28 protein-coding genes are annotated in these 20,172 nt (G+C 34.7%); 13 read left to right on the forward strand and 15 right to left on the reverse strand.

All coding sequences use genetic code 11. The features are described 5' to 3' along the window. Positions 1–3 precede the first annotated feature (3 nt). The 5 genes from dltD to DT250_RS18780 all read right to left on the reverse strand — a co-directional run bounded on the left by dltD (position 4) and on the right by DT250_RS18780 (position 4,320). A complete protein-coding gene (gene dltD, locus DT250_RS18760) occupies positions 4–1,179 on the reverse strand; it encodes a D-alanyl-lipoteichoic acid biosynthesis protein DltD (RefSeq protein WP_097890370.1) in 1,176 nt (391 codons plus the stop codon). Further along, entirely contained in the window at positions 1,176–1,415 is a 240-nt protein-coding gene (gene dltC / locus DT250_RS18765; protein ID WP_000807310.1) for a D-alanine--poly(phosphoribitol) ligase subunit DltC, read from the reverse strand. Before dltC ends, dltD begins: the two co-directional genes overlap by 4 nt. A gap of 68 nt (positions 1,416–1,483) precedes the next feature. Continuing rightward, positions 1,484–2,650 carry a D-alanyl-lipoteichoic acid biosynthesis protein DltB gene (gene dltB, locus DT250_RS18770; RefSeq protein ID WP_097890368.1) on the reverse strand — a complete coding sequence of 389 codons (1,167 nt, stop codon included), beginning with the start codon at positions 2,648–2,650 and terminating at the stop codon, positions 1,484–1,486. Beyond that, the gene (dltA, locus tag DT250_RS18775; protein WP_149213532.1) at positions 2,647–4,161 is read right to left on the reverse strand and encodes a D-alanine--poly(phosphoribitol) ligase subunit DltA; all 1,515 of its coding nucleotides are present in this window, start codon (positions 4,159–4,161) and stop codon (positions 2,647–2,649) included. Before dltA ends, dltB begins: the two co-directional genes overlap by 4 nt. Positions 4,162–4,173: 12 nt before the next feature. Next, positions 4,174–4,320 carry a teichoic acid D-Ala incorporation-associated protein DltX gene (locus DT250_RS18780; protein WP_000440293.1) on the reverse strand — a complete coding sequence of 49 codons (147 nt, stop codon included), beginning with the start codon at positions 4,318–4,320 and terminating at the stop codon, positions 4,174–4,176. Between the two features lie 328 nt (positions 4,321–4,648). Here DT250_RS18780 and amaA point away from each other — a divergent pair, with 328 nt between their 5' ends. The 5 genes from amaA to DT250_RS31735 all read left to right on the forward strand — a co-directional run bounded on the left by amaA (position 4,649) and on the right by DT250_RS31735 (position 7,718). Beyond that, the gene (gene amaA, locus DT250_RS18785) at positions 4,649–5,818 is read left to right on the forward strand and encodes an N-acyl-aliphatic-L-amino acid amidohydrolase (protein ID WP_098082187.1); all 1,170 of its coding nucleotides are present in this window, start codon (positions 4,649–4,651) and stop codon (positions 5,816–5,818) included. A 226-nt stretch (positions 5,819–6,044) separates the two neighbouring features. Next, positions 6,045–6,221, forward strand: coding sequence for a hypothetical protein (locus DT250_RS31730; protein WP_016088748.1), 177 nt, complete (start codon positions 6,045–6,047; stop codon positions 6,219–6,221). After that, positions 6,214–6,660 (forward strand): flavodoxin, encoded by a 447-nt coding sequence (locus DT250_RS18790; RefSeq protein WP_000041145.1) that lies wholly within the window; start codon positions 6,214–6,216, stop codon positions 6,658–6,660. Before DT250_RS31730 ends, DT250_RS18790 begins: the two co-directional genes overlap by 8 nt. 24 nt (positions 6,661–6,684) lie before the next feature. Beyond that, positions 6,685–7,458: a hypothetical protein gene (locus tag DT250_RS18795; RefSeq protein WP_149213533.1), complete on the forward strand. Its 774-nt coding sequence runs from the start codon at positions 6,685–6,687 to the stop codon at positions 7,456–7,458. Positions 7,459–7,556: 98 nt separating this feature from the next. Beyond that, positions 7,557–7,718: a hypothetical protein gene (locus tag DT250_RS31735; RefSeq protein ID WP_046958209.1), complete on the forward strand. Its 162-nt coding sequence runs from the start codon at positions 7,557–7,559 to the stop codon at positions 7,716–7,718. Here the strand turns inward: DT250_RS31735 and DT250_RS18800 are convergent. Then, on the reverse strand, positions 7,715–8,623 hold the full coding sequence (locus DT250_RS18800) for an aminoglycoside phosphotransferase family protein (protein WP_097890361.1): 909 nt from the start codon (positions 8,621–8,623) through the stop codon (positions 7,715–7,717). The genes DT250_RS31735 and DT250_RS18800 overlap by 4 nt on opposite strands. 83 nt (positions 8,624–8,706) lie before the next feature. On the opposite strand from DT250_RS18800, the gene DT250_RS18805 reads away from it, so the two are divergent. After that, positions 8,707–9,225 carry a biotin transporter BioY gene (locus tag DT250_RS18805; RefSeq protein WP_098133997.1) on the forward strand — a complete coding sequence of 173 codons (519 nt, stop codon included), beginning with the start codon at positions 8,707–8,709 and terminating at the stop codon, positions 9,223–9,225. A gap of 63 nt (positions 9,226–9,288) precedes the next feature. Here DT250_RS18805 and DT250_RS31740 read toward each other — a convergent pair whose 3' ends face one another. The 3 genes from DT250_RS31740 to DT250_RS18815 form a co-directional block, all read right to left on the reverse strand. Continuing rightward, entirely contained in the window at positions 9,289–9,438 is a 150-nt protein-coding gene (locus DT250_RS31740; protein WP_179952854.1) for a hypothetical protein, read from the reverse strand. Positions 9,439–9,458: 20 nt separating this feature from the next. Further along, positions 9,459–9,632: a hypothetical protein gene (locus tag DT250_RS18810; protein ID WP_000343559.1), complete on the reverse strand. Its 174-nt coding sequence runs from the start codon at positions 9,630–9,632 to the stop codon at positions 9,459–9,461. A gap of 70 nt (positions 9,633–9,702) precedes the next feature. Continuing rightward, positions 9,703–11,067 carry an MATE family efflux transporter gene (locus DT250_RS18815; RefSeq protein ID WP_106382755.1) on the reverse strand — a complete coding sequence of 455 codons (1,365 nt, stop codon included), beginning with the start codon at positions 11,065–11,067 and terminating at the stop codon, positions 9,703–9,705. Between the two features lie 181 nt (positions 11,068–11,248). On the opposite strand from DT250_RS18815, the gene uppP reads away from it, so the two are divergent. Next, positions 11,249–12,040, forward strand: coding sequence for a bacitracin resistance undecaprenyl-diphosphatase (uppP, locus tag DT250_RS18820; protein WP_060489503.1), 792 nt, complete (start codon positions 11,249–11,251; stop codon positions 12,038–12,040). Positions 12,041–12,069: 29 nt separating this feature from the next. On the opposite strand, the gene DT250_RS18825 is transcribed toward uppP, so the two are convergent. Continuing rightward, positions 12,070–12,657: a thioredoxin family protein gene (locus DT250_RS18825; protein ID WP_149213534.1), complete on the reverse strand. Its 588-nt coding sequence runs from the start codon at positions 12,655–12,657 to the stop codon at positions 12,070–12,072. Positions 12,658–12,690: 33 nt separating this feature from the next. Beyond that, positions 12,691–13,122, reverse strand: coding sequence for a YrvL family regulatory protein (locus DT250_RS18830; protein ID WP_087984835.1), 432 nt, complete (start codon positions 13,120–13,122; stop codon positions 12,691–12,693). A 162-nt stretch (positions 13,123–13,284) separates the two neighbouring features. On the opposite strand from DT250_RS18830, the gene DT250_RS18835 reads away from it, so the two are divergent. Further along, positions 13,285–13,704, forward strand: coding sequence for a MarR family winged helix-turn-helix transcriptional regulator (locus DT250_RS18835; RefSeq protein WP_000081442.1), 420 nt, complete (start codon positions 13,285–13,287; stop codon positions 13,702–13,704). A 136-nt stretch (positions 13,705–13,840) separates the two neighbouring features. Continuing rightward, entirely contained in the window at positions 13,841–13,996 is a 156-nt protein-coding gene (locus tag DT250_RS18840) for a hypothetical protein (protein ID WP_000184933.1), read from the forward strand. A gap of 22 nt (positions 13,997–14,018) precedes the next feature. Here DT250_RS18840 and DT250_RS18845 read toward each other — a convergent pair whose 3' ends face one another. After that, positions 14,019–15,254: a dicarboxylate/amino acid:cation symporter gene (locus DT250_RS18845; RefSeq protein ID WP_149213535.1), complete on the reverse strand. Its 1,236-nt coding sequence runs from the start codon at positions 15,252–15,254 to the stop codon at positions 14,019–14,021. Positions 15,255–16,263: 1,009 nt separating this feature from the next. On the opposite strand from DT250_RS18845, the gene DT250_RS18850 reads away from it, so the two are divergent. After that, complete coding sequence (locus DT250_RS18850; protein WP_000454120.1) at positions 16,264–17,607, forward strand: TrkH family potassium uptake protein; 1,344 nt, start codon at positions 16,264–16,266, stop codon at positions 17,605–17,607. A 33-nt stretch (positions 17,608–17,640) separates the two neighbouring features. Here the strand turns inward: DT250_RS18850 and DT250_RS18855 are convergent, their stop codons facing one another. Further along, entirely contained in the window at positions 17,641–18,033 is a 393-nt protein-coding gene (locus DT250_RS18855) for an imidazole glycerol phosphate synthase (protein ID WP_137012683.1), read from the reverse strand. 202 nt (positions 18,034–18,235) lie between these two features. On the opposite strand from DT250_RS18855, the gene ytfJ reads away from it, so the two are divergent. Together ytfJ and DT250_RS18865 are read left to right on the forward strand one after the other, a co-directional pair. Then, complete coding sequence (gene ytfJ, locus DT250_RS18860) at positions 18,236–18,703, forward strand: GerW family sporulation protein (protein ID WP_053078521.1); 468 nt, start codon at positions 18,236–18,238, stop codon at positions 18,701–18,703. A gap of 108 nt (positions 18,704–18,811) precedes the next feature. Continuing rightward, positions 18,812–18,901: a hypothetical protein gene (locus tag DT250_RS18865; RefSeq protein ID WP_000608225.1), complete on the forward strand. Its 90-nt coding sequence runs from the start codon at positions 18,812–18,814 to the stop codon at positions 18,899–18,901. Between the two features lie 363 nt (positions 18,902–19,264). On the opposite strand, the gene DT250_RS18870 is transcribed toward DT250_RS18865, so the two are convergent. After that, positions 19,265–19,504: a YkuS family protein gene (locus DT250_RS18870; RefSeq protein WP_060489510.1), complete on the reverse strand. Its 240-nt coding sequence runs from the start codon at positions 19,502–19,504 to the stop codon at positions 19,265–19,267. 86 nt (positions 19,505–19,590) lie between these two features. Beyond that, positions 19,591–19,830: a DUF3911 family protein gene (locus DT250_RS18875; protein ID WP_000752504.1), complete on the reverse strand. Its 240-nt coding sequence runs from the start codon at positions 19,828–19,830 to the stop codon at positions 19,591–19,593. A gap of 68 nt (positions 19,831–19,898) precedes the next feature. Here DT250_RS18875 and DT250_RS32705 point away from each other — a divergent pair, with 68 nt between their 5' ends. Further along, positions 19,899–20,105 carry a hypothetical protein gene (locus DT250_RS32705; RefSeq protein WP_137036230.1) on the forward strand — a complete coding sequence of 69 codons (207 nt, stop codon included), beginning with the start codon at positions 19,899–19,901 and terminating at the stop codon, positions 20,103–20,105. Positions 20,106–20,172 lie beyond the last annotated feature (67 nt).

The raw sequence follows: 20,172 nt of genomic DNA on the forward strand, positions 1-20,172 counted from the left end.
TCGTTAGTTTGCTTTATAAAATTGTTGGATGGCCTCATCGATATAAACCCAGCCTTTCCAACCTAAGTGCATATGATCTTTTAAGAAGTATTTATCATATTCATGATTTGAGAAGTCGGCAATTGGATAGCCAGCTTTCTCAATTTGCTCATGAACTTTCTTATAGTACAATTCGCGACGTTCTTTCGGGAAGCCAGCGTAATCGTACCAAGGACCTTTTACAGGGACAGAAATGAAGAGTGGTTTTGCACCAGATTGTTTTAATAAATCAAGTACAATTTGTAAATCTTCATATTCTGGCGATTGATCATAAGCATCATTTTTTAAGTAGCCTTCACGTTGCTTTAATTTCTTCTTGATTTTGCTGTTGAAGTAATCATCTTCGATACCATATTCGTTAGAACCTGATTCTACTGCACCAGTTTGATCTGCATGTTTACGAGCTTCTTCCCAATTCATTTGTTTTAATGAAGGGTCAAGTTTTTCTTTATGCGGTTTAATATCAAACATTGCTGTAAATAAATCTTTACGATCTAAAATGTTACGATAAATATAAGCGAAAGGTTTAGCAGCAAGTGCTTTTACTTTATGCTTTGTATCATCATAAACGATACCTTCAAGCGAAATTTTTAGTAAAGTTTCTTTCTTGACGATCTCAAAGTTTAATAAACGTTTTGCAATTTGCTTTTTCATTTCAGGCTTTAAGTCATCATTGAAAAGCAAGTGATAGCCTTGTTGTTTTGAAAAGTTAGGTGCAAAGTGTGTTTCATCAATACCTTGTGGTACAAACCATTGAGGAGAAAGAACGAATACCATTTTCTTACCCTTCAATTGATCCATTGTAGATGCAAAGTTTAACACATGTACAAGGTCTTGTGTTCCTCCGCGTCCAAGTAGGAATGGTGTGAACCCTTCAGGCTTTACTTTGAAATAATTTGATGGATGGAAAGCATCCATACGTGCGAATTCCGATGAACCGTACATCGGAAGGTATTTCGGGTCTGCTAACATTTTTTGCTGTAATATCATACTTTGAATCTTTTCTTCTTTTAAAGAAGTGGCAGCTTGTTCTACTTTTTCATCACTTAAAAGTGGAAGTAGAAAGCGCGTTGGAATAAGTAAGAATACAGCAAAAAGGGCCAATGCTAAAAGCATCGGACCAAATTTTGCTTTGTTCATCGGATTTCTTCCAACTTCTTGATAACCATGTTTGGTGTAGCCCACTCGTCACGGTCAAAATCAGAAATAGAAACTTCAATATCTAAACGCTCTTGGAATTCAACTAATAAAGATACTACAGCGAAAGAATCAAGAATACCTTCTTCAAATAATTGAACATCTAAGTTTTCTTTCACAATATCGTTTTCACATACTTCTTCTAAAATATCTAATACTTGCTCTTTAAATTCTGCCATTTTTAAAATCTCCTTTATATCCGAAATATATTATATGTGCAACTTCTTACTAGTATAAGAAGGGTGCATTAAAAGTATCTGTTAAGGTGTCCAGAGAAAATTAGGAAACCGAAACATACAACGTGGAACGTAATTACAATCGCAAGGATGTGTGTAAATTTATTGTTTGGCCAAAACTTATGCTTCTTGTTTTTTCGCTCGAAAATATCGAATAAAATAAACAGTGCGGCATGATAAAGACCATAAATAATGTATTGATACACATGCTCACCAGTAATATGCCATATTCCCATGATGAAAAAGTTTAAAAATGCACCGATATACGAAATTGTGTAACGGTTTTTAATTAACTTTTTCTTCGTTGCAAAAAAGACGAAACGCATGTAAATAAAATCACGGAACCAGAATGATAAGGTCATGTGCCAGCGATTCCAGAAGTCTTTAATGTTACGACTAATGAATGGTTTATTAAAGTTTTCTGGAATTTTAATTCCCATCATATAACTTACACCAATTACAAATGAGCTATAACCAGCGAAGTCAAAGAATAAATATAAGCTATAGCTATACATGTAAATCATATTTGATAGGATTGTATCTTGCTGAGCGAATGCCGGATCCATAAAATATTGCTTTATTAAGTAAGCGATAATAAATTTATACAAGAAACCTTGGAAAATACGGTTTAGCCCTGTATATAGTAAATTTTGATATTCTTCTGCACTAGGTGGCTTTTGAATATCTTTTTGGAATCTGCGGTAACGATCGATAGGTCCCGTTGAGATAGCTGGGAAGAATAAAATGAATTCCCAAAAATTAAAGAAGGAAAGTTCTTTAATTAAGTTATCACGAACTTCAAATACCATTTGTACTGCTCTAAATGTTACATAGGACATTCCTAAAAATACAACAAACTTTAGCTCAGGTACAAACGGTGCAATTTTTGCTAAAACGAGCGGTAAAATCGACAAAATAACAGCTATACAAAACATGAATGTACTATTATTTTGTTTTCTTAAAATTAAATAGCCTTTAATAAGGGCATATTGCCAAATAATAAATGCGGCTAACATAATCGCTTGCTTCGGTTTATCCGAGAAGATAATAACGAGCATTACTAATGTTAAAACGGCATTATATTTACGCAACATTTTACCTTTTAGTCCAGCTATGATAGTAGGTATTAATAAAATGCCCACTATAGCGAAAAAATAAAATGATCCATATGCGGTCATGCTGTAACCTCACTCAATAATTTTTTGCGATCTACCTTTCCATTTGGTGTCATTGGAATAGAAGATTGATACATGAATTTACGTGGAATCATGTAGTTTGGTAATCGCTCATTGAGTTCTTTTTTAATTGCAGATGTTAATTTGAATTCTTTTTCAAATGAATGTTCGCCAGGAACAACAACCGCTAATAAATAATCGTATTTCTCACCTTTTTTAATTGGAACGATAACTGCTCCTTCTACGTAAGAACACGCACGAAGGTGATGCTCAATTTCTTCTAATTCCATTCGATAACCATGCAGCTTAATTTGGAAATCAAGACGACCATTATAGAATAGAAGACCATTTTCAACATAGCCAGCATCGCCTGTTTTATAGGCGCGCTCACCGTCAATCATAGTAAATGCTTTTTCTGTTAATTCAGGGCTTCCTAAATATCCAACACTTACGCTTGGACCGACAATTACGATTTCACCTTTTTCACCATCAGGTGCAAGCGTACCATCTTCTTTCATAATAAGAAGGTGGCAATCTGATTTACAGTAGCCAACTGGAAGTGATTTGTATTGATCAAGCACTTCTTCTGTAACGTGAATACCTGTTACAGCGACAGTAGCTTCTGTTGGACCGTACGTATTCATAATTGTCGCTTTCGGGAAACGCTCAATTAATTTTCTAGCTACTTCATTTGGTAACACTTCACCGCAGAATAAGAATGTTTTCATGTTCGGTAGCATAGTCTCAGAGAAAGATGCTTCCATTAAACACATCTCAGAGAAAGATGGTGTTGAAGTCCATACTTGTATATCCGATTGCTCTAAAGAAGCAAACAAGTCTTTTGGACGTGCAATCATATCTTTATCGATTGCCCAAAGTGTACCACCTGTTACTAATGATGGGTAAATATCCATGACAGATAAATCGAATGAGAAAGGTGCTTGGTTTAAGAATACTTGTCCTGTTTGTAAGTTGAAATCTTCTACAGCCCATTTTGTAAAGCTTACAAGGCAGTTATAAGTAATCTGAACCCCTTTCGGATTACCTGTGCTTCCTGATGTGTAAATAATGTAGAAGTTCTCATCACCTTTTACCGCATGTTCAGGATTTGGAGTGTTCCCTTTATGAGTAAAGAAAATATCTTTTAAGTTGTCTTCACTTACAATGCGAACTGGTAAATCAGTTACAGTTACTTCAGTTCCTGATAAAAGTAGTTTCGCACCAGAATTTTCAGCGATACGTTGTACACGGTCAGCTGGGATAGATAAATCTACAGGAATATAAGCATGTCCAGCTTTTACACATCCTAAAAAGTTAATAATCATTTCAGGTTGCATATGGCCATACACCATAATTGGTGAACGATCATCTGGATACTCAGAAGAAATCCAATGTGCTAACGCATCAGAATCTTCCTTTAATTGTTTGTACGTAATTTTCGCATCTCGCCAAACAAAAGCAGTTTGATCAGGCGTTTCAATAGCCCACTTTTCAATTTGTTCTAATAACTTCATAACGTTCCCACCCTAAAATTCGTTGTAAATAAATGTACTTGTGTTTGTATCATGGAATCCATACAACCAAAGCAATGCAAATAAAATTGCAAGGTAATAAACCGTCTTTGCAACCCATTGTGTGAGTGGTCGAGACCATATCTCTTTTAATCTTTCCATGTCTTTCCCTCTCTTAATGAAATGATAGCTCTTTGTAGGTATCATGTCCTACATTATTGTGAAAAAAACAAAATTCCACATTTTAGGTAAAAATAAGTCAAAAGGCTCTTTTCTGATATTAGCACTAAATACTAAAAAAGAAAATCCCTAACTTAGCAATTATATTACATTCAGTATGAATTTGTAATGGGTTTGACATGTAAATAGGAAGTGGATTGTGTGAATGTATAAAAGTGGTCTGGGAGAATGGATAGAAATGTAATATTTGTTTGAGTTTTTCATAGTTAATATATGAATTGTTAAAGTTTCATAAGAGGAGGAATTTCTGATGAAGAGGATGTGGAAGGATCTTATTTCAGAAGAAAACATTATTAAATGGAGACAGCATTTTCATAAATATCCGGAATTATCATTTCATGAAAAAGAAACTTCACAATTTATATATGATACATTATGCTCATTTTCTTCTTTTGAAGTAACGAGACCGACGAAGTATAGTGTACTAGCAATTAAAAGAGGGACGGGACAAGGGAAAGTAGTTGCAATTCGAGCTGATATAGATGCTTTACCAATTCAAGAGGAGACAAGTAAATCTTATACGTCTGTGAATAAAGGAATGATGCATGCATGTGGGCATGATGCTCACGCAGCTATTTTGTTAAGTACAGCAGAGGTGCTATCAAATATAAAGGAAGATTTCGTAGGTGAGATTCGTCTCTTCTTTCAGCACGCAGAAGAGGTGTATCCTGGCGGGGGACAAGAAATGGTTGAGGCAGGCGTGATGGATGGTGTTGATTATGTAATAGGTTTACATGTTATGTCTGGATTGGAGAGCGGGAAAATCGGAATTGCGTATGGACCGATGATGGCGGCACCGGACGTATTTACAGTTGAAATTCAAGGGAAAGGAGGGCATGCGGCGAGGCCAGAAGAAACGATAGATCCTATTGCTATCGGAGCGCAGATTATTACAAATTTACAACATATCGTATCAAGAAATACAAGTGCTTTCATGCAAAGAGTTGTTTCAGTTACGCAGTTTCATGGGGGAATGGCTGATAATATTATTCCTAATGCAGCAACTTTAATGGGAACTGTGCGTTCTTTTAATCAAGCGTTAAGAATAGAAGCAGAAGAGAAAATTGAGCAAATCGTGAAAGGAATTACAAAAGCGCATGGAGGGAAGTATACATATACGTATCGATATGGATATGATCCGGTTATTAATGATGAATATATTACGAAAGTAGTAGAAGAAAGTGCACTACATTTGTTTGGGAATGAGCGTGTTGTGAAGCTTGAACCTTCTATGGGAGGAGAAGATTTTTCAGCATATTTAAGAAAAGCACCGGGTTGCTTCATTAAATTGGGGACGGGGAATGAAAAGATAGATACTTGTTATCCACATCATCATCCAAAATTTGATGTAGATGAAGCAGCTTTAATTTATGGAGTGGAATTATTTCTAGAGACAGCAATAAGATTACTAAAATCGTAAAAAAGTATAAAAAAAGGCAACTGCGCTCTATCGCAGTTGCTTTTATTTCTTTCCGTCAGAGAGGGCTGAGAAAGAACTATGCTCATTTATAGTATATGAATAGCTAACGGACAAGCTTGTACATTTTAATCATTTTTTTAAAAATAGTTATTGACATTGATAATCACTGTCAATTAATCTAAGGGTAGTTGAAATTGATAATTATTATCAATAGGATGGATGCGACATGTTAATGAGAAAAAAATTTCACCTTCTGCGGAGGGGATTAAAAGATAAAAATAAAGATGTTGATCAGCATATGGAATGGCAACGAAATGTAATTCGATCTGAATATGTAGATGAGAAGAGTACACTTCCAACAGAAAAAGAGATACAAGGTAAAAGGAGAGATTCAGTTGAGTAAGTTAGTAATGATATTTGCAAGTATGAGTGGAAATACAGAGGAAATGGCTGATCATATTGCGGGTGCAATTCGTGAAACAGAAAATGAAATTGAAGTGATCGATATTATGGATTCACCAGAGGCTTCTATACTAGAACAGTATGATGGAATTATTTTAGGTGCTTACACTTGGGGAGATGGTGACCTTCCTGATGATTTCTTAGATTTTTATGACGCAATGGATTCTATTGATTTAAATGGGAAAAAAGCAGCAGTATTCGGATCATGTGATTCGGCTTATCCGAAATACGGCGTGGCGGTTGACATTTTAATAGAAAAGCTACAAGAGCGCGGAGCTGCAGTTGTGTTAGAAGGACTAAAAGTAGAATTAACGCCAGAAGATGAAGATGTAGAAAAATGTTTACAGTTTGGAGCTGAATTTGTAAAACACCTTTCTTAATGGCAGAAGGGAGATGAAGAGCAAGTGCACGAGAAAATCGCAATCAAAACGATGACAGATTATCATTTGTATGAATTTATGCGTTGCCCGCATAAATTTTATTTTCGTCATATAAAAAGAAGAGAACCTTCTTCGTTTGAATGGCAACAAATCGCACAAATGATTGTGAATCGAATTATTAACGAATATTACACACTACCTGCGGGCCAACAAACGAAAATTGTACTTTTAATATTAATAGAAAAGTATTGGAAAAAAGTAAGGGTTAATATGTTTGCTTCGAAGGCGGAGTATTATATTGTGTTAGCGAAGCTAACAGATCACTTATTACAGTTTGTTGAAAGAGATGATAGTCAGACACCGCCGTTATTTTTGTATGAAAAATTTCAAACATATATGGAAGAGTTAGGTGTCCACATGTCATTGACATTAGAAGTTGGTGAGTGGAGTACTGAGTCGTTTGTAATTAAAAAGTATGTTGTCGATGCGGATGAGGAAATGCTTGCTCTTTGTCAAAAGTTAATGACAGTATTCAGTTATAAAGCTTTCGGCATTCTTCCAGGAAAAATTGAAGTTATTAATTTAATAGAAGGAACTAAGTATGAGTACATTCCGAAACAGGAAGATATTATAACTGGCATGGCTGATTTATCTAGAATGAAAGAAATGTTGCAACAACCTGAGCATTATACAGAGCGTCATTTTCGTTCTGAGTGTATGAGTTGTGCGTTTCGTAGTGAATGCCAAAGGGAAGAAGTAAAGAAAGAAGCGAAGCAGAAGAAAAATATCGTACATTAAAGGATGCAATTTTGCATCCTTTTTTGTTATTGACATGAAAAGCTTTTCATCATTTACCGTATATTTGTAGCAGATTTTAATAAAGGGAGGAATAATCAATGAAAGATGAAACGAAAGTATTTCAATGGTTAAAAGAACAGAATGCTCCTTTTGGAATTCAACTGCAAATTTTACAAGCGTTTCAACTGTATCAAATTATTGTTGAAATGGATAAAAAGTTAATGATGTATGAAGAGAGAGAATATCGGGAGAGAATTTAATCTCGGCCCTGTAGTATTACTTTCAGTTTTTCTGTACCTGCTAGGAATTCAAGTTCATTCTTTGTTTCAAAGTTATAAATCATATTATGTAATAAAGGACTGTATTGATAAAAGGTCGTGATGCGATGAATGAGTAATGGATCATGGTGTGAAATAAGCGTACTGTATTGTTCATATACTGATGTAGTAAATTCATGTCCAAAATCATAATATAGCCCAGCAAAGTCAAAGGCGGGATCTCCTATTTGAGCATCACCAAAATCGATAATCCCTGAAATGGTTTTATTTTGGTGATCAAATAAAATGTGATGATGTGTAAAGTCAGCGTGAATAATTGTTTTTTGAAAAGTGGATGTATCGATACATGTAAAGAAATTTTCGAATAAACAATTTAACGCTGATTTCTGGTATGAAGTAAGACTGTTAGTAAGATATTGAGTTAATTTTGTTTGTAGCTCTTTCCAGTAGGTGAGTGTTTTTTCTATAGGGAATTCTAATGCCTTCACACGCTTTAAAGGAATACTATGTAGAGCCGCAAGGAAAGTCGCTAATTGTGTAATAATTACTTCAAGTTCTTTTTTCTCTAGCTTGGTAACTATCTCTTTTTTAAACGGTTCACCATGAATGAGAGTATAGTAACTACAGAGGGGAACAGTATCAGTATCCTTTTTATAGAATAGGTGATACTTTGGAACCTCGATTTCTTGTAGCAAATGAGAGAGAATTATGCACAGTTCTTTTTCTAAAGGAATTCGCATTGCATATTCTTGTTTTCGCGGGAAACGAAACAGTAGCTCATCATTTACTATAACTGCTACATTATCCCATCCTTCTTCATTTTGTTTATATGAATGTATAGAAAGATTAGGCAAAGCTTCTTTTATATACTGTTTGTAAGAGTCCATAATTGCTCCTCGTTTCTGAATTAAGTTATTCCACTTTATGATATCAGAATTTTCTTTCTATATGTTAAAATATAACTATCATTATGAAGAAGGGCGGGAGTATTACGAAGAAAAGACTATTCATCATTTCTCTATGTATCGCTTTTGGATTGTTTTGGTCATATAAAGAAGAGGTTTTTGCTAGCTTTAAACCGATTAATCAGTACGGATTAAATAATGAATTAAAGAACAAAAGTATAGAAACTTTAACTCATAATGAAATGAAAAAGGTAGGAAAACATTTTGTGACAGAGCAATTATCAGTGTTTGAGCTTAATAATAAAGAAGATGTGAAACGAAAAGGTGAAGTACTATTTGTAAATAGAGGGTATGAACAATTAATAGGAAATTATTATCCAAATCGGTTTCGGGATTTAGAGTATAAATTTACAAACGAGGACATACGTGAAGTGACGGATGAAAGTTTTCGTTATCAAACTGTAGCGTACGTTGCGGGTGCTGAAAATGGTAAGAGAAGCGAAATGAAATTGAATTATGAAATAAAAATTGTAAAGGTTAATAATATATTTAAGGTGTTAGAACAAAAACAGTATGTAAAATAAAGTGAAACATGAATTAGTGCTACAAATAGCGGATAAAAAAATCCCCCAGTTCTTTGAGGGATTCTAAAGGTTTTCATTTTGTTGACCAAGTTCTTTTTGAGCAATATATAAATTTCCTTGCTCGACTTGTTTCTGTGTAAGAACAGAAGCACCTGCATACCCTTTTTCTGTTTTCACAGTTCTTTTTGAACGATTGGAATCTTGTTTCTTCATATATAATATGTCACCTTTCCTTAAAAATAAACGAAAATGATGAGTACGAGTAACACCGCAGCAAAAATGGTAATGCCCATTAAAAACGAGGTGTTTTTATATTTAGGTGGCTTATGTACATCTTGCCGATATCCAGGTGAAATTTCAGGGGCGAATTCTTCATCGAATGATTGCTTTTTTTCTTTTTCGTCCATATGTATCCACCTTTCTTTTTCATTATGTTATACGTTCAAAGAAAAAATATGCATAAAGAAAACCGCCCCTCTATCGTGAGCGGCGGTTTTCTGTTGTATATTTTCTTTGAACTTGAAAGAGACGGACAAGAAGGAAGATAGCGCCAAATGCTAGACCGATAATAAGACCGATCCAATATCCTTTTGCTGCCCAGTCAGTATAAGTTGCTAATATGTAACCGAGAGGGAGACCTATTACCCAGTAAGCGATTAATGTCATAATTAAGGAAACATTTACGTCTTTATAACCACGTAGTGCCCCTTGTACAGGAGTTGCAATTGCATCTGAAATTTGAAATAAAATCGCAAATATAAGAAATTCTTTTGCTAAATGATGAACTTGTATATCTGTCGTATAAATTGAAGCAATTGCATCATCAAAGAAGTAGAGAAGAATTGAATATAATAGGGCGAATGCAAGTGCTAAGCCAATCCCGATAAATCCATATTGTTTTGCGTTATTGTATCGCTTTGCTCCAACTTCAAATCCAACAGCGATGGTCATTGCCATTGCTAAACTTAAAGGAGTCATATATAACAAGGAAGCGAAGTTCATAGCTGCTTGATGAGCAGCGATTGTTGTCGTACTAAAATTACTCATCATAAGTGTCACCGCAGCGAAAATACTCGTTTCAAAAAAGATAGCAAATCCGATAGGGACGCCAAGTTTTAAGAATTCAGTCCAACTTGAAAGAGAAGGACGATATAATTGTTTAAATATATTGAAAGATGCGAAAGGCTCTTTCGTACGAATAATAATAACGGTAATGATTAAAATGCACCAATAGGTTGCTGCAGAAGCAATTGCCGCTCCAACACCACCGAGTTTTGGAAAACCGAAATGACCAAAAATTAATACATAATTTAATACTACGTTAATTGGTAATGATAGTAATGTAATGATCATCGTTGTGCGAGTTTTTCCTAATGCATCAATAAAGCCGCGTAAAACAGTGTAAGTAAATAAAGGGATAATTCCAATTGCAATAATACTTAAAAATTGTGCCGCAATACGTTCCACGGGTTCTTCCAGGCGCATGCCGTTTAAAATAGGTGAAACAGCGAAGAAACCGATAAGGATGACCACGAAACTAGCACAAATTGCTAAATATACTGCTTGTATGACAACTTGGGGAACATCCTCTTTTTTCTTTGATCCAACTAGCTGCGCAACAATTGGAGTAGTAGCCATTAAAATTCCTGTTAATCCGGTACTAACGGGAAGCCATATACTTGTTCCGATAGCAACACCCGCTAAATCAATAGGACTTGCGTGCCCGGACATTGTCGTATCGAAAAAACTCATTGCAAATAATGACATTTGCGTTACGAAAATCGGGAAAAATAGTAATACAAATTGCTTTAATTTTTGTGAGAATGAATTAGTTTCTTTCATAAAATCCCCTTTCCGCTAAAAAAACAAACTCATACTATCATACAATTTAATCAAAAAATAGAAAAGAAATACGCGCATACAACATGTACAATCAATAAAAAAAGGATGCACTTTAAAAGGGGATAAGGTATTATGATAAGGTGTGAAAAATTACATATTTGTTATTAAGGAGGCACTACTCGTGGCTGATTGGTTAATTGGAATAATCATGGGTGCTGTTGAAGGTTTAACAGAGTTTTTACCAGTTTCATCAACAGGACATATGATTTTAACAGGTCATTTACTTGGATTTGACGACGAGAGAGCGAAAGTTTTCGAAGTTGTTATTCAATTGGGATCGATTTTAGCAGTTGTTGTTATATTTTGGAAGCGTCTATGGTCTTTAGTAGGTATTGGGAAAGTAACAGATGGACCATCGTTAAATTTATTACATATTATTATCGGGATGATTCCTGCCGGCGTACTTGGCGTATTGTTCCATAGTGCGATTAAAGAAGTTTTATTTGGGCCAGGCCCAGTTGTCATCAGTTTAGTGGCTGGTGGTATTTTAATGATTGTTGCTGAGAAGTTTTCGAAACCAAGTACAGCAAGAACATTAGATGAAATCACATATAAGCAAGCATTTACAATTGGGATGTTCCAATGTTTAGCGCTTTGGCCAGGATTTTCTCGTTCTGGTTCTACAATAAGTGGTGGTTTATTAGCTCGCGTGTCACATACAGCGGCGGCTGAATATACATTTATTTTAGCAGTACCAATGATGGTAGCTGCAAGTGGTTTAGATTTAATTAAAAGCTGGGATATATTAAGTGCGGCTGATATCCCGTTATTTGCAACAGGATTTATTACAGCATTCGTTGTTGCGATGCTTGCAATTGTTTCATTCTTAAAATTATTAGGTCGTGTAAAACTAACACCGTTCGCTTACTATCGTTTCATTTTAGCTGCGGTATTCTATTTCTTCATTATGTAATAGAAAAACTGCCGAGTTCGGCAGTTTTTTTATTTTACTACTTTTTCCATCATGCTTTCCATTACATGTTCCCAAAGAGAAGTATCATCAGCTAATGTAGCACGGAAATTAGCGTACATTTCTTTTTGTTTCTCTTCGAATGTTGGATCTTCTTTTTCAGGCAATGTAGCGCGCATTGAAGTTACTAACTCTTGTACTTTTGGAGCGCGTGGTCCCCAAGCGGCTTGTTCATTTCCATCTTTATCAATGAAAATAAAAATTGGAATGGCACGTGCTGTTCCATTTGTTAAATATTGATCCATTAATTCTAAGTTTTCATCGCGAATTAATAATCTCATATCAATATTTGCAACTTCAGAAATTCGTTTCATAACAGGTACGCATAAAAGAGCGTCACCACACCAATCAGCTGTTAATACGATAACACGCCAGCCACCATTTTGGCGTTCTTCTAATACAGGAAGTAATTCATTTGGAATTGAAAAGTTATTGTAAATGTGCAGTAGCTCATATTGATTTACTTTCATTTCATTCACATATGTATCAAAGGACATACCTTTATCAGCCCATTGTTGTAAGTTCATAAGTAACACCTCTTTAGTATGATTTGTTTTCATTGTACCAATTTTTATATAGAAAAGCTTGCATTCTTACTCTTTCTTGTCACTTAATAATTGATTTAATAGGAAAAGGAATAGTACGACACATAATTCAGTAAGATTGGACAGTTGTACGCTCTCTATCCAATCATCGGCAGTATGAATGACGAACCAATCTAGCGTAATTTCAATGATTGCAAAAAGAGTAATAGCCAGCCAATTTGGCATGTTTTTTGTCATTGGATATAGCAACGCCTTGAGGAAACCGAAGATAAAGAATGTAATACCGTCTAAGAAAGTGATTAATAGAAAAAATAGAAGTAAAGCAGTGCGTGATCTATACTCTATACCTGTAATATGAAAGATTCCTACATAAACAAAGAATATAAATGCAAAAATTATAATGAGAAACAGAATAACAAAACCAATAATCAAAGTCTTATCTTTTAGATTGAGATTAGAAAATTTTTCTTCTTCACTCACTATTCCATCCCCTTTTTCTGGAAAATCAACTTTATTGTATCATGAAATATCTATTAAAAAACTACGAATTGTGGGAAAATAAGGTGACAAAAAGTAAGATTTCATGTAAAATTATTAATAAGGTTTTTATTTAACTAAATGAAATAAAAGGGGCTGTCAAAGTTGTCTCAAAATCGAGAGCAATTAATGGAAGAACTATCGACAAATGTTTTTGCTATGTTCCGCACGTTGCGTAATGATATTGGAAAGATATTTGGTGGTTACATACCGTGGAATGAGTTCATCGTCCTTAGAATATTGAATCGTACGAATAAAGAAATGGTATCACGTGTAGCCAATGAGTTAAATGTGTCGAATAGTCATATTACAGCTGTTACAGAAAAATTAATTAATAAAGGTTTTGTAACTCGTTCACGTTCTACGTCAGATCGCAGAGTTGTATATTTGGAGATTACAGAACAAGGAAAAGATTTAGTTGCAAAAATGGAAGGGGAGAAAAAGAAATATTTACAAGAAAGATTCTCCGCGCTTTCAGAAGAAGAAATGAATATAATGATATCAATTTCTAAAAAACTTATTTAATTCATCACAGGTAAGAAAACGCTTACGTAATAAAGGAGAAGACCTTCCTTATGAGAGGAAGGTCTTCTTTCGTATGTAAAAGATTATAAAAAAGAAAATATGTAACATACTACTAGTAAAGGAAGGGGGCAGACATATGACAAATCGAAATGGTAGTAAAGGGAGCGGAAATCAAGGCTCACCAAAATCAGGACAATTTCAGCAAGAGTTTAGTACTGAATTTGAGACTGGTAATGATAATAAAGGAAAAGAATACCGTTCGAAAAAAGGAAGTAAATCAAAAAAGGAGTGAAATAATTCACTCCTTTTTTGATTTAAGATGCTGCGGATTGATCCGTATTATATTTTTCTTCTGATTTTGCGACGATCATTGCGCAAATTGCATCACCGGAAATATTTACAGCTGTTCTTGACATATCTAAAATGCGATCAATACCGATAATTAAGGCAATACCTTCTACCGGTAGATTTACTTGATTTAAAACCATCGTAAGCATTACAAGTCCAACACCTGGTACACCAGCAGTACCGATACTAGCTAGTACAGCAGTTAATACGACGACAGCTAATTGGGACATAGTAAGCTCAACTCCGTATACTTGAGCGATAAACACAGTTGCTACACCTTGCATAATGGCAGTACCATCCATATTAATTGTTGCACCTAGTGGTTGTACAAAAGAACTTATCGCTTTTGGAACGCCAAGTTTTTCTTGTGCTGTTTTCATTGCAAACGGAAGAGATGCATTAGAGCTAGATGTACTAAACCCAATTGCCATTACCGGTCCGAAATGTTTAAAGAAACGGACAATACTTTCTTTTGCTAATACCTTTAATAATCCGCCATAGACGAAGACGCCGTGAATAATAAGTACTAGCATAACGACAATCATATACTTGAACATCGCAGCGACGCCTGCAAGACCCATTTTACCAACGGATGAAGCGAGCAATCCAAATGTTCCGATTGGAGCTAATTTCATAACGAGATTAACAAGATACATCATTAATTCGTTGCCCTGTTCAAGTAATGAATGGATACCTTGAACCCGTTTTCCTAAAATAGCTATACCGAGTCCGATTAATACGGCAAAGGCAATAATTTGTAACATGTTTCCATCAGCCATCGCTTTTGCTGGGTTATCTGGTACGATATTTAGCAATGTATCGACGAAAGATGTTTCGGTTTTTGCCCCTTCATATTTAAGCCCTTCGGTTTTAAAGTTACCGCCAGATCCTGGTTGTATAATCAGTGCAAATGTAACTGCAATAGAGATGGCAACGGCTGTAGTTACAAGAAAGAATGAAATTGATTTTAAGCCGATTCTTCCAAGTTGTTTCGGGTCTCCAAGCCCAGCAGATCCAAGCACGATAGAAATGAATACAACAGGAACAACTAGCATTTTAATGAGGCGAATAAATAATTGACCAAGTGGATTGAACACATATTGATTTAATGGTTCAAAAATGGATGGTGCAGCTAAATTTAAAATGAGTCCGACGACTAAACCGAGAAATAATGCGATTAAGATTGCTTTTGTTTGTTTCAATAAAACCCCCCCTTTATTTTTGTGAAATTACTTTCTACATTAATTGTACAGAAAAACCGCCTATTTTGACAGTATTTTCTGAATATTTTGTATGAAAATATGTATTTAAATATAGATTGCTTTTGCTAAAGTAAGCAAAAAAGTTGGGGAATCTAGTTAGAACACAAAATAGACCATCACATAGGATGGTCTAGGGAAGGGGACAATTTATGTCGATTTAATTAGGGATGGAAGCCATTCAAAGACACTGGGGAATGTCTTATAAATTAGGGAGGAACAGCTTCGATACATATACTATAAAAGTTGGATGTGACCCCCACGTGAACATAGAGTGAAAGAGAGAGGGAGTTTTAAATAGAAGATAGAGTAAACAAAAAAATAAGACCATCACAAATGACGGCCTAAGGAAGGGGACAATTTATGTCAATTTAATTAGGGATGGAAGCTATTCAAAGACACTGGGGAATGTCTTATAAATTAGGGAGGAACAGCTCCGATACATATACTATAAAAGTTGGATGTGACCCCCATGTGAACATAGAGTGAAAGAGAGAGGGAGTTTTAAATAAGAGGTAGAGTAAACAAAAAATAAGACCATCGCAAATGATGGCCTAAGGAAGGGGACAATTTATGTCAATTTAATTAGGGATGGAAGTTGTTCAAGACACTGGGGAATGTCTTATAAATTAGGGAGGAACAACTTCGATACATATACTATAAAAGTTGGATGTGACCCCCATGTGAACATAGAGTGAAAGGTATGAGAATTTGAGAAATGATACATATAAAATGATTGTTGCGAGAGTTGTAGAGTACGAATAAATATAATAGAAAGTTTCTTGTCATAAAATGAAGTGGAGTTCGAGTATAAATAAAAGTTGAAATCTTTAAAAAAAAGGATTATGCTCAACTATATTATAAGAATATGAGGTTTATCCGACTATTTGAGGGCTCTTAAAAGTCTTTATTTATGAAGGGAAAGCTGCACTTTATTAAGGGAGTTAGTGATATGGAAGTAACAAAAAGACAAGGGCTGTATAATCGTTTTATACGATTAAATCCACCACAAATATTAGCACTAGGTTTTTTCTGCTTAATTGTGGTTGGCGGTTTGTTATTAAAGTTACCATTCGCAACGAAAGTACATATTAGTTGGGTAGATGCTTTCTTTACGGCAACGTCAGCAGCAACTGTAACCGGATTAGGAGTAGTAGATACTGCAAGTACGTTTACGATGTTTGGCGAGATTGTTATTATGTTTTTAATTCAAACAGGTGGTTTAGGTCTTATGACAATTGCCATTTTAATTGTTTGGGTATTAGGTAAAAAAATCGGGTTACGCCATCGATTATTAATCGGAGAGGCATTTAATCAGACAAATATAGGTGGTCTTGTAAAATTAGTAAAACGTGTCTTTATATTTTCAATTTGTATTGAATTGATTGGAGTTATCTTTTTATCATTTCGCTTTATTCCAGAGTTTGGCTTTGGAAAAGGTGTATACTATAGTATTTTTCACGTGATCGCATCATATAATAATGCCGGATTTGCTCTATGGCCAGATAATTTAACGAGGTATGTAGGAGATCCTATTATTAATATTGGGATCTGCTCTTTAATCGTAATAGGTGGTCTCGGTTTTACCGTATTAATTGATATATGGTATAGCCGTAGTTTTCGAAAATTATCGCTTCATTCCAAAATCATGATTGTTGGAACAGTAGCGCTAAATGTAATAGCGATGATTGTGATTTTTGTATTGGAATATAATAATGTGAAGACGTTGGGGAATTTACCTTTAAATGAAAAGTTATGGGCTTCTTTTTTCCAAGGTATTACTCCTCGTACTGCTGGATTTAATACAGTTGACTACGGGGGGATGGAAGAATCATCTATATTATTTACGATGGTTTTAATGTTTATTGGTGCAGGAAGTGTATCGACAGGTGGAGGGATTAAATTAACAACGTTTGTTATTTTAGTTACATCCGTCCTTTCTTTCTTTAGAAAAAAAGAGGAAATCGTTTTATTTCAGCGCACGATAAAAATGTCAACAGTAACGAGAGCGTTAGCCATTGCTGTTGCCAGTCAAATACTCATTTTTGCAGCAGTATTTGTATTAATGCTTACAGAAAACTTTAGTTTTATTCAGTTACTATTTGAAACAATTTCAGCGTTTGGAACAGTAGGGTTAACGATGGGGATTACTGCAAAGTTATCAGCGTTTGGAAAATGTATTATTATGTTTGTTATGTTTTGTGGATTAATTGGACCGTTAACACTTGTTTTTTCTTTAGCGCGACCAGCAAAACAAAAAATTAAATATCCATCGGAAGATGTATTTACAGGATAAGGTATCCCGCATAAGCGAGATACCTTTTTCTTTTTAAAAAAGGGAGAACAATAATCCGACAAGTGCTACTCGGAATAAAATTGCAATGAGTGCTGCAATTCCGCCGACAATCGCAGCGATACCACCAGTTACAGTAGCTCCGCGATTATAAGCGTAAATTCCTAGTAATACAGAAACAAGACCAAATAATGTTGGGAAGGTAAAGAGTGATAAGATAGATAAGGCAAGAGCGATAAAGCCAGCAGTTGATCCAGCGGCGGACGATCTTACATCATCTTTATTATCTTTCTCATCGTAATCATAATCAATGCGCTGTGGTGCAACCTCAGCTGCATATTCTTCTTTATAGTCACTATAATCACTATCTATTCTATCTCTTTTTTTATACTCATCAAATTTCTCAGTCAAAGTCATGGCTCCTTTCATAACAAGGTTCAATAGTAGTATGCATCTCTTTTTCTTTTTTATCCCGCTATTGTAGCCCGTAAACATCTGATTGCTGATGGCTAATAATCAGTGGGGGATGAACAAAGCCCTGCTGATTAAAGTTTCACTTTATCCGAACGAGTACAAGGCGTAATTCCACTTAGAAGAGTAAAATTGTTTTTTTGAAATAGGAAAAGTTAGTATGACTTCCTCTATTTTGGAAAGTATAAAAAAGAATAATGAGGAAAGGGTGCAATACATAATGGAACATCCAATTGAAGATTTAATGAAAACAGCAATGACAAATTTAAAAGAGATGGTAGATGTAAATACGATTGTCGGAAGTCCAGTTTCAACAGCTGATGGAAATGTAGTATTAACAGTATCTCAAGTGGCTTTTGGTTTTGGTGCCGGCGGAAGTGACTTTAAAGGTGATTTTATTTCCGAAAAGCATAATAACGGACAAGGGCAGCATAAAGAGAAGAAGCAAAGCCATCCATTTGGAGGCGGAAGCGGGGCTGGGGTTTCTATTAGCCCAGTTGCTTTTTTAGTAGTCGGTTCTAACGGTGTGCAAGTATTACACCTCAATAGTAGTACACATTTAATTGAAAAGGCTTTAAATACGGTACCAAGCACTGTAGATAAATTTGTAAATGGTCGCCAAAAGTGAACTTGCATTTTTTAGGAATTATGATATATTAGAAAAAGTGCGCTTTAAGATGATCGGAATAATTGAACTGTAAATATATATGATGTGTGGAATAAGGGAGAGGAATTTATGATTAATATCAAAAACTTAGTAGTTGGCTTATGTATGTTAGTAAGCGGTTTTGTTGTATATGTAATAAAAGAAAAAGCTCCATTCTAAAACAGACAAACCGTTACTGTCTGTTTTTAATTTGCAAAAAATGTTGACAAGTTATTGTATTAGTGTTAAAATTTTAATTCGTGTCTCGGTTACAGCTAGTGTAAAGTAAATAAATCTTATAAATATAATACGAAAAGTTTGCGAAAGATCGGGTAGTCTTACCAACAACTTTTGTGAACAAACCCTATAAATTATTATTGTAGGCTTTATATGTATACTAGTGAATCAAGGAGCGGTCAGTGGAACCGTAATGATGAGAGAGAGGTAGGGCTTTCATCCAGTATATGTTACTTTCCCGTTAGGTGAATATAAAAAAGAGGACTCCTTTTGAAAAGGAGTCCTCTTTCTTTTTGTATAATACATTTAAGTGCGGCTCTCTACTTGCTGACAAATTTCATCTGTTGTTAAACCATGAGCTGCAATTACCGATCCCTTAATTGATGCATCTGCAATACCCATCATATTAGAATCTTGCCCAGTTACAACACAACAATCGCACCCTTGTGCATCCTGTTCGGAGCCAAGGGTAACAACTTCATGTCCCTGTTGCTGAAGAGCTTGTTGAACATCTGTTAATGAGTTTTCAACGCCAATTCTAGCCATAATTCTCACCTCCTACCATCTAGTTGCTAGTATGCTCAAGTCCACTGCATATATTTATGAAAAGACGGTAGGAAGTAAATCTTTGTTTAGTCGTTATATACACCAGTAAGCATTTGACTTACGAATTGATCGTTTAAAGTATCTTGGGCAGAAGAAGTATTTGAATGAATGTCAATTGAAGCAATAAAATTATTATGTTCTTTATTATTTGGTTCTACCTCTACATAATTATCGAATTTACAAAAACCTTTCGTATCCATTAGATCAAATAGTTGAAGCATTTCTACTACCTCTTGTCTCGTTCCTTTAATTTGTACACACGCCATATTGATTTCCTCCTTCATTTTGACAAATTGTTTTTTAAAAATAGGATTATGATTACGAAACGAAAAATATGAATGTTATTTTTAGACAGCGTTATTTTTATTATTTTCCCCCTTTTTCAGCAAAAGTCGTTATATATTACCGAATTTATAAAAACGGACGTCCGTTTATTGAATACAATAGATTCGTATCAATTGATGAAAATCCTTCTTTTAAACAAATATTTTTTTTAGTGGAAATTGACGAAAAAAATTTTTTGACTTTTTGTAAACGTTAACAATGCTGTTAAATCAATATAATCGAAGATGTACGTACGATTAAAAATTATAAATTTTCTAAAAATT

Origin of the sequence: Bacillus sp. AR2-1, assembly GCF_008368755.1 — a bacterium.
GTDB lineage: Bacteria > Bacillota > Bacilli > Bacillales > Bacillaceae_G > Bacillus_A > Bacillus_A wiedmannii.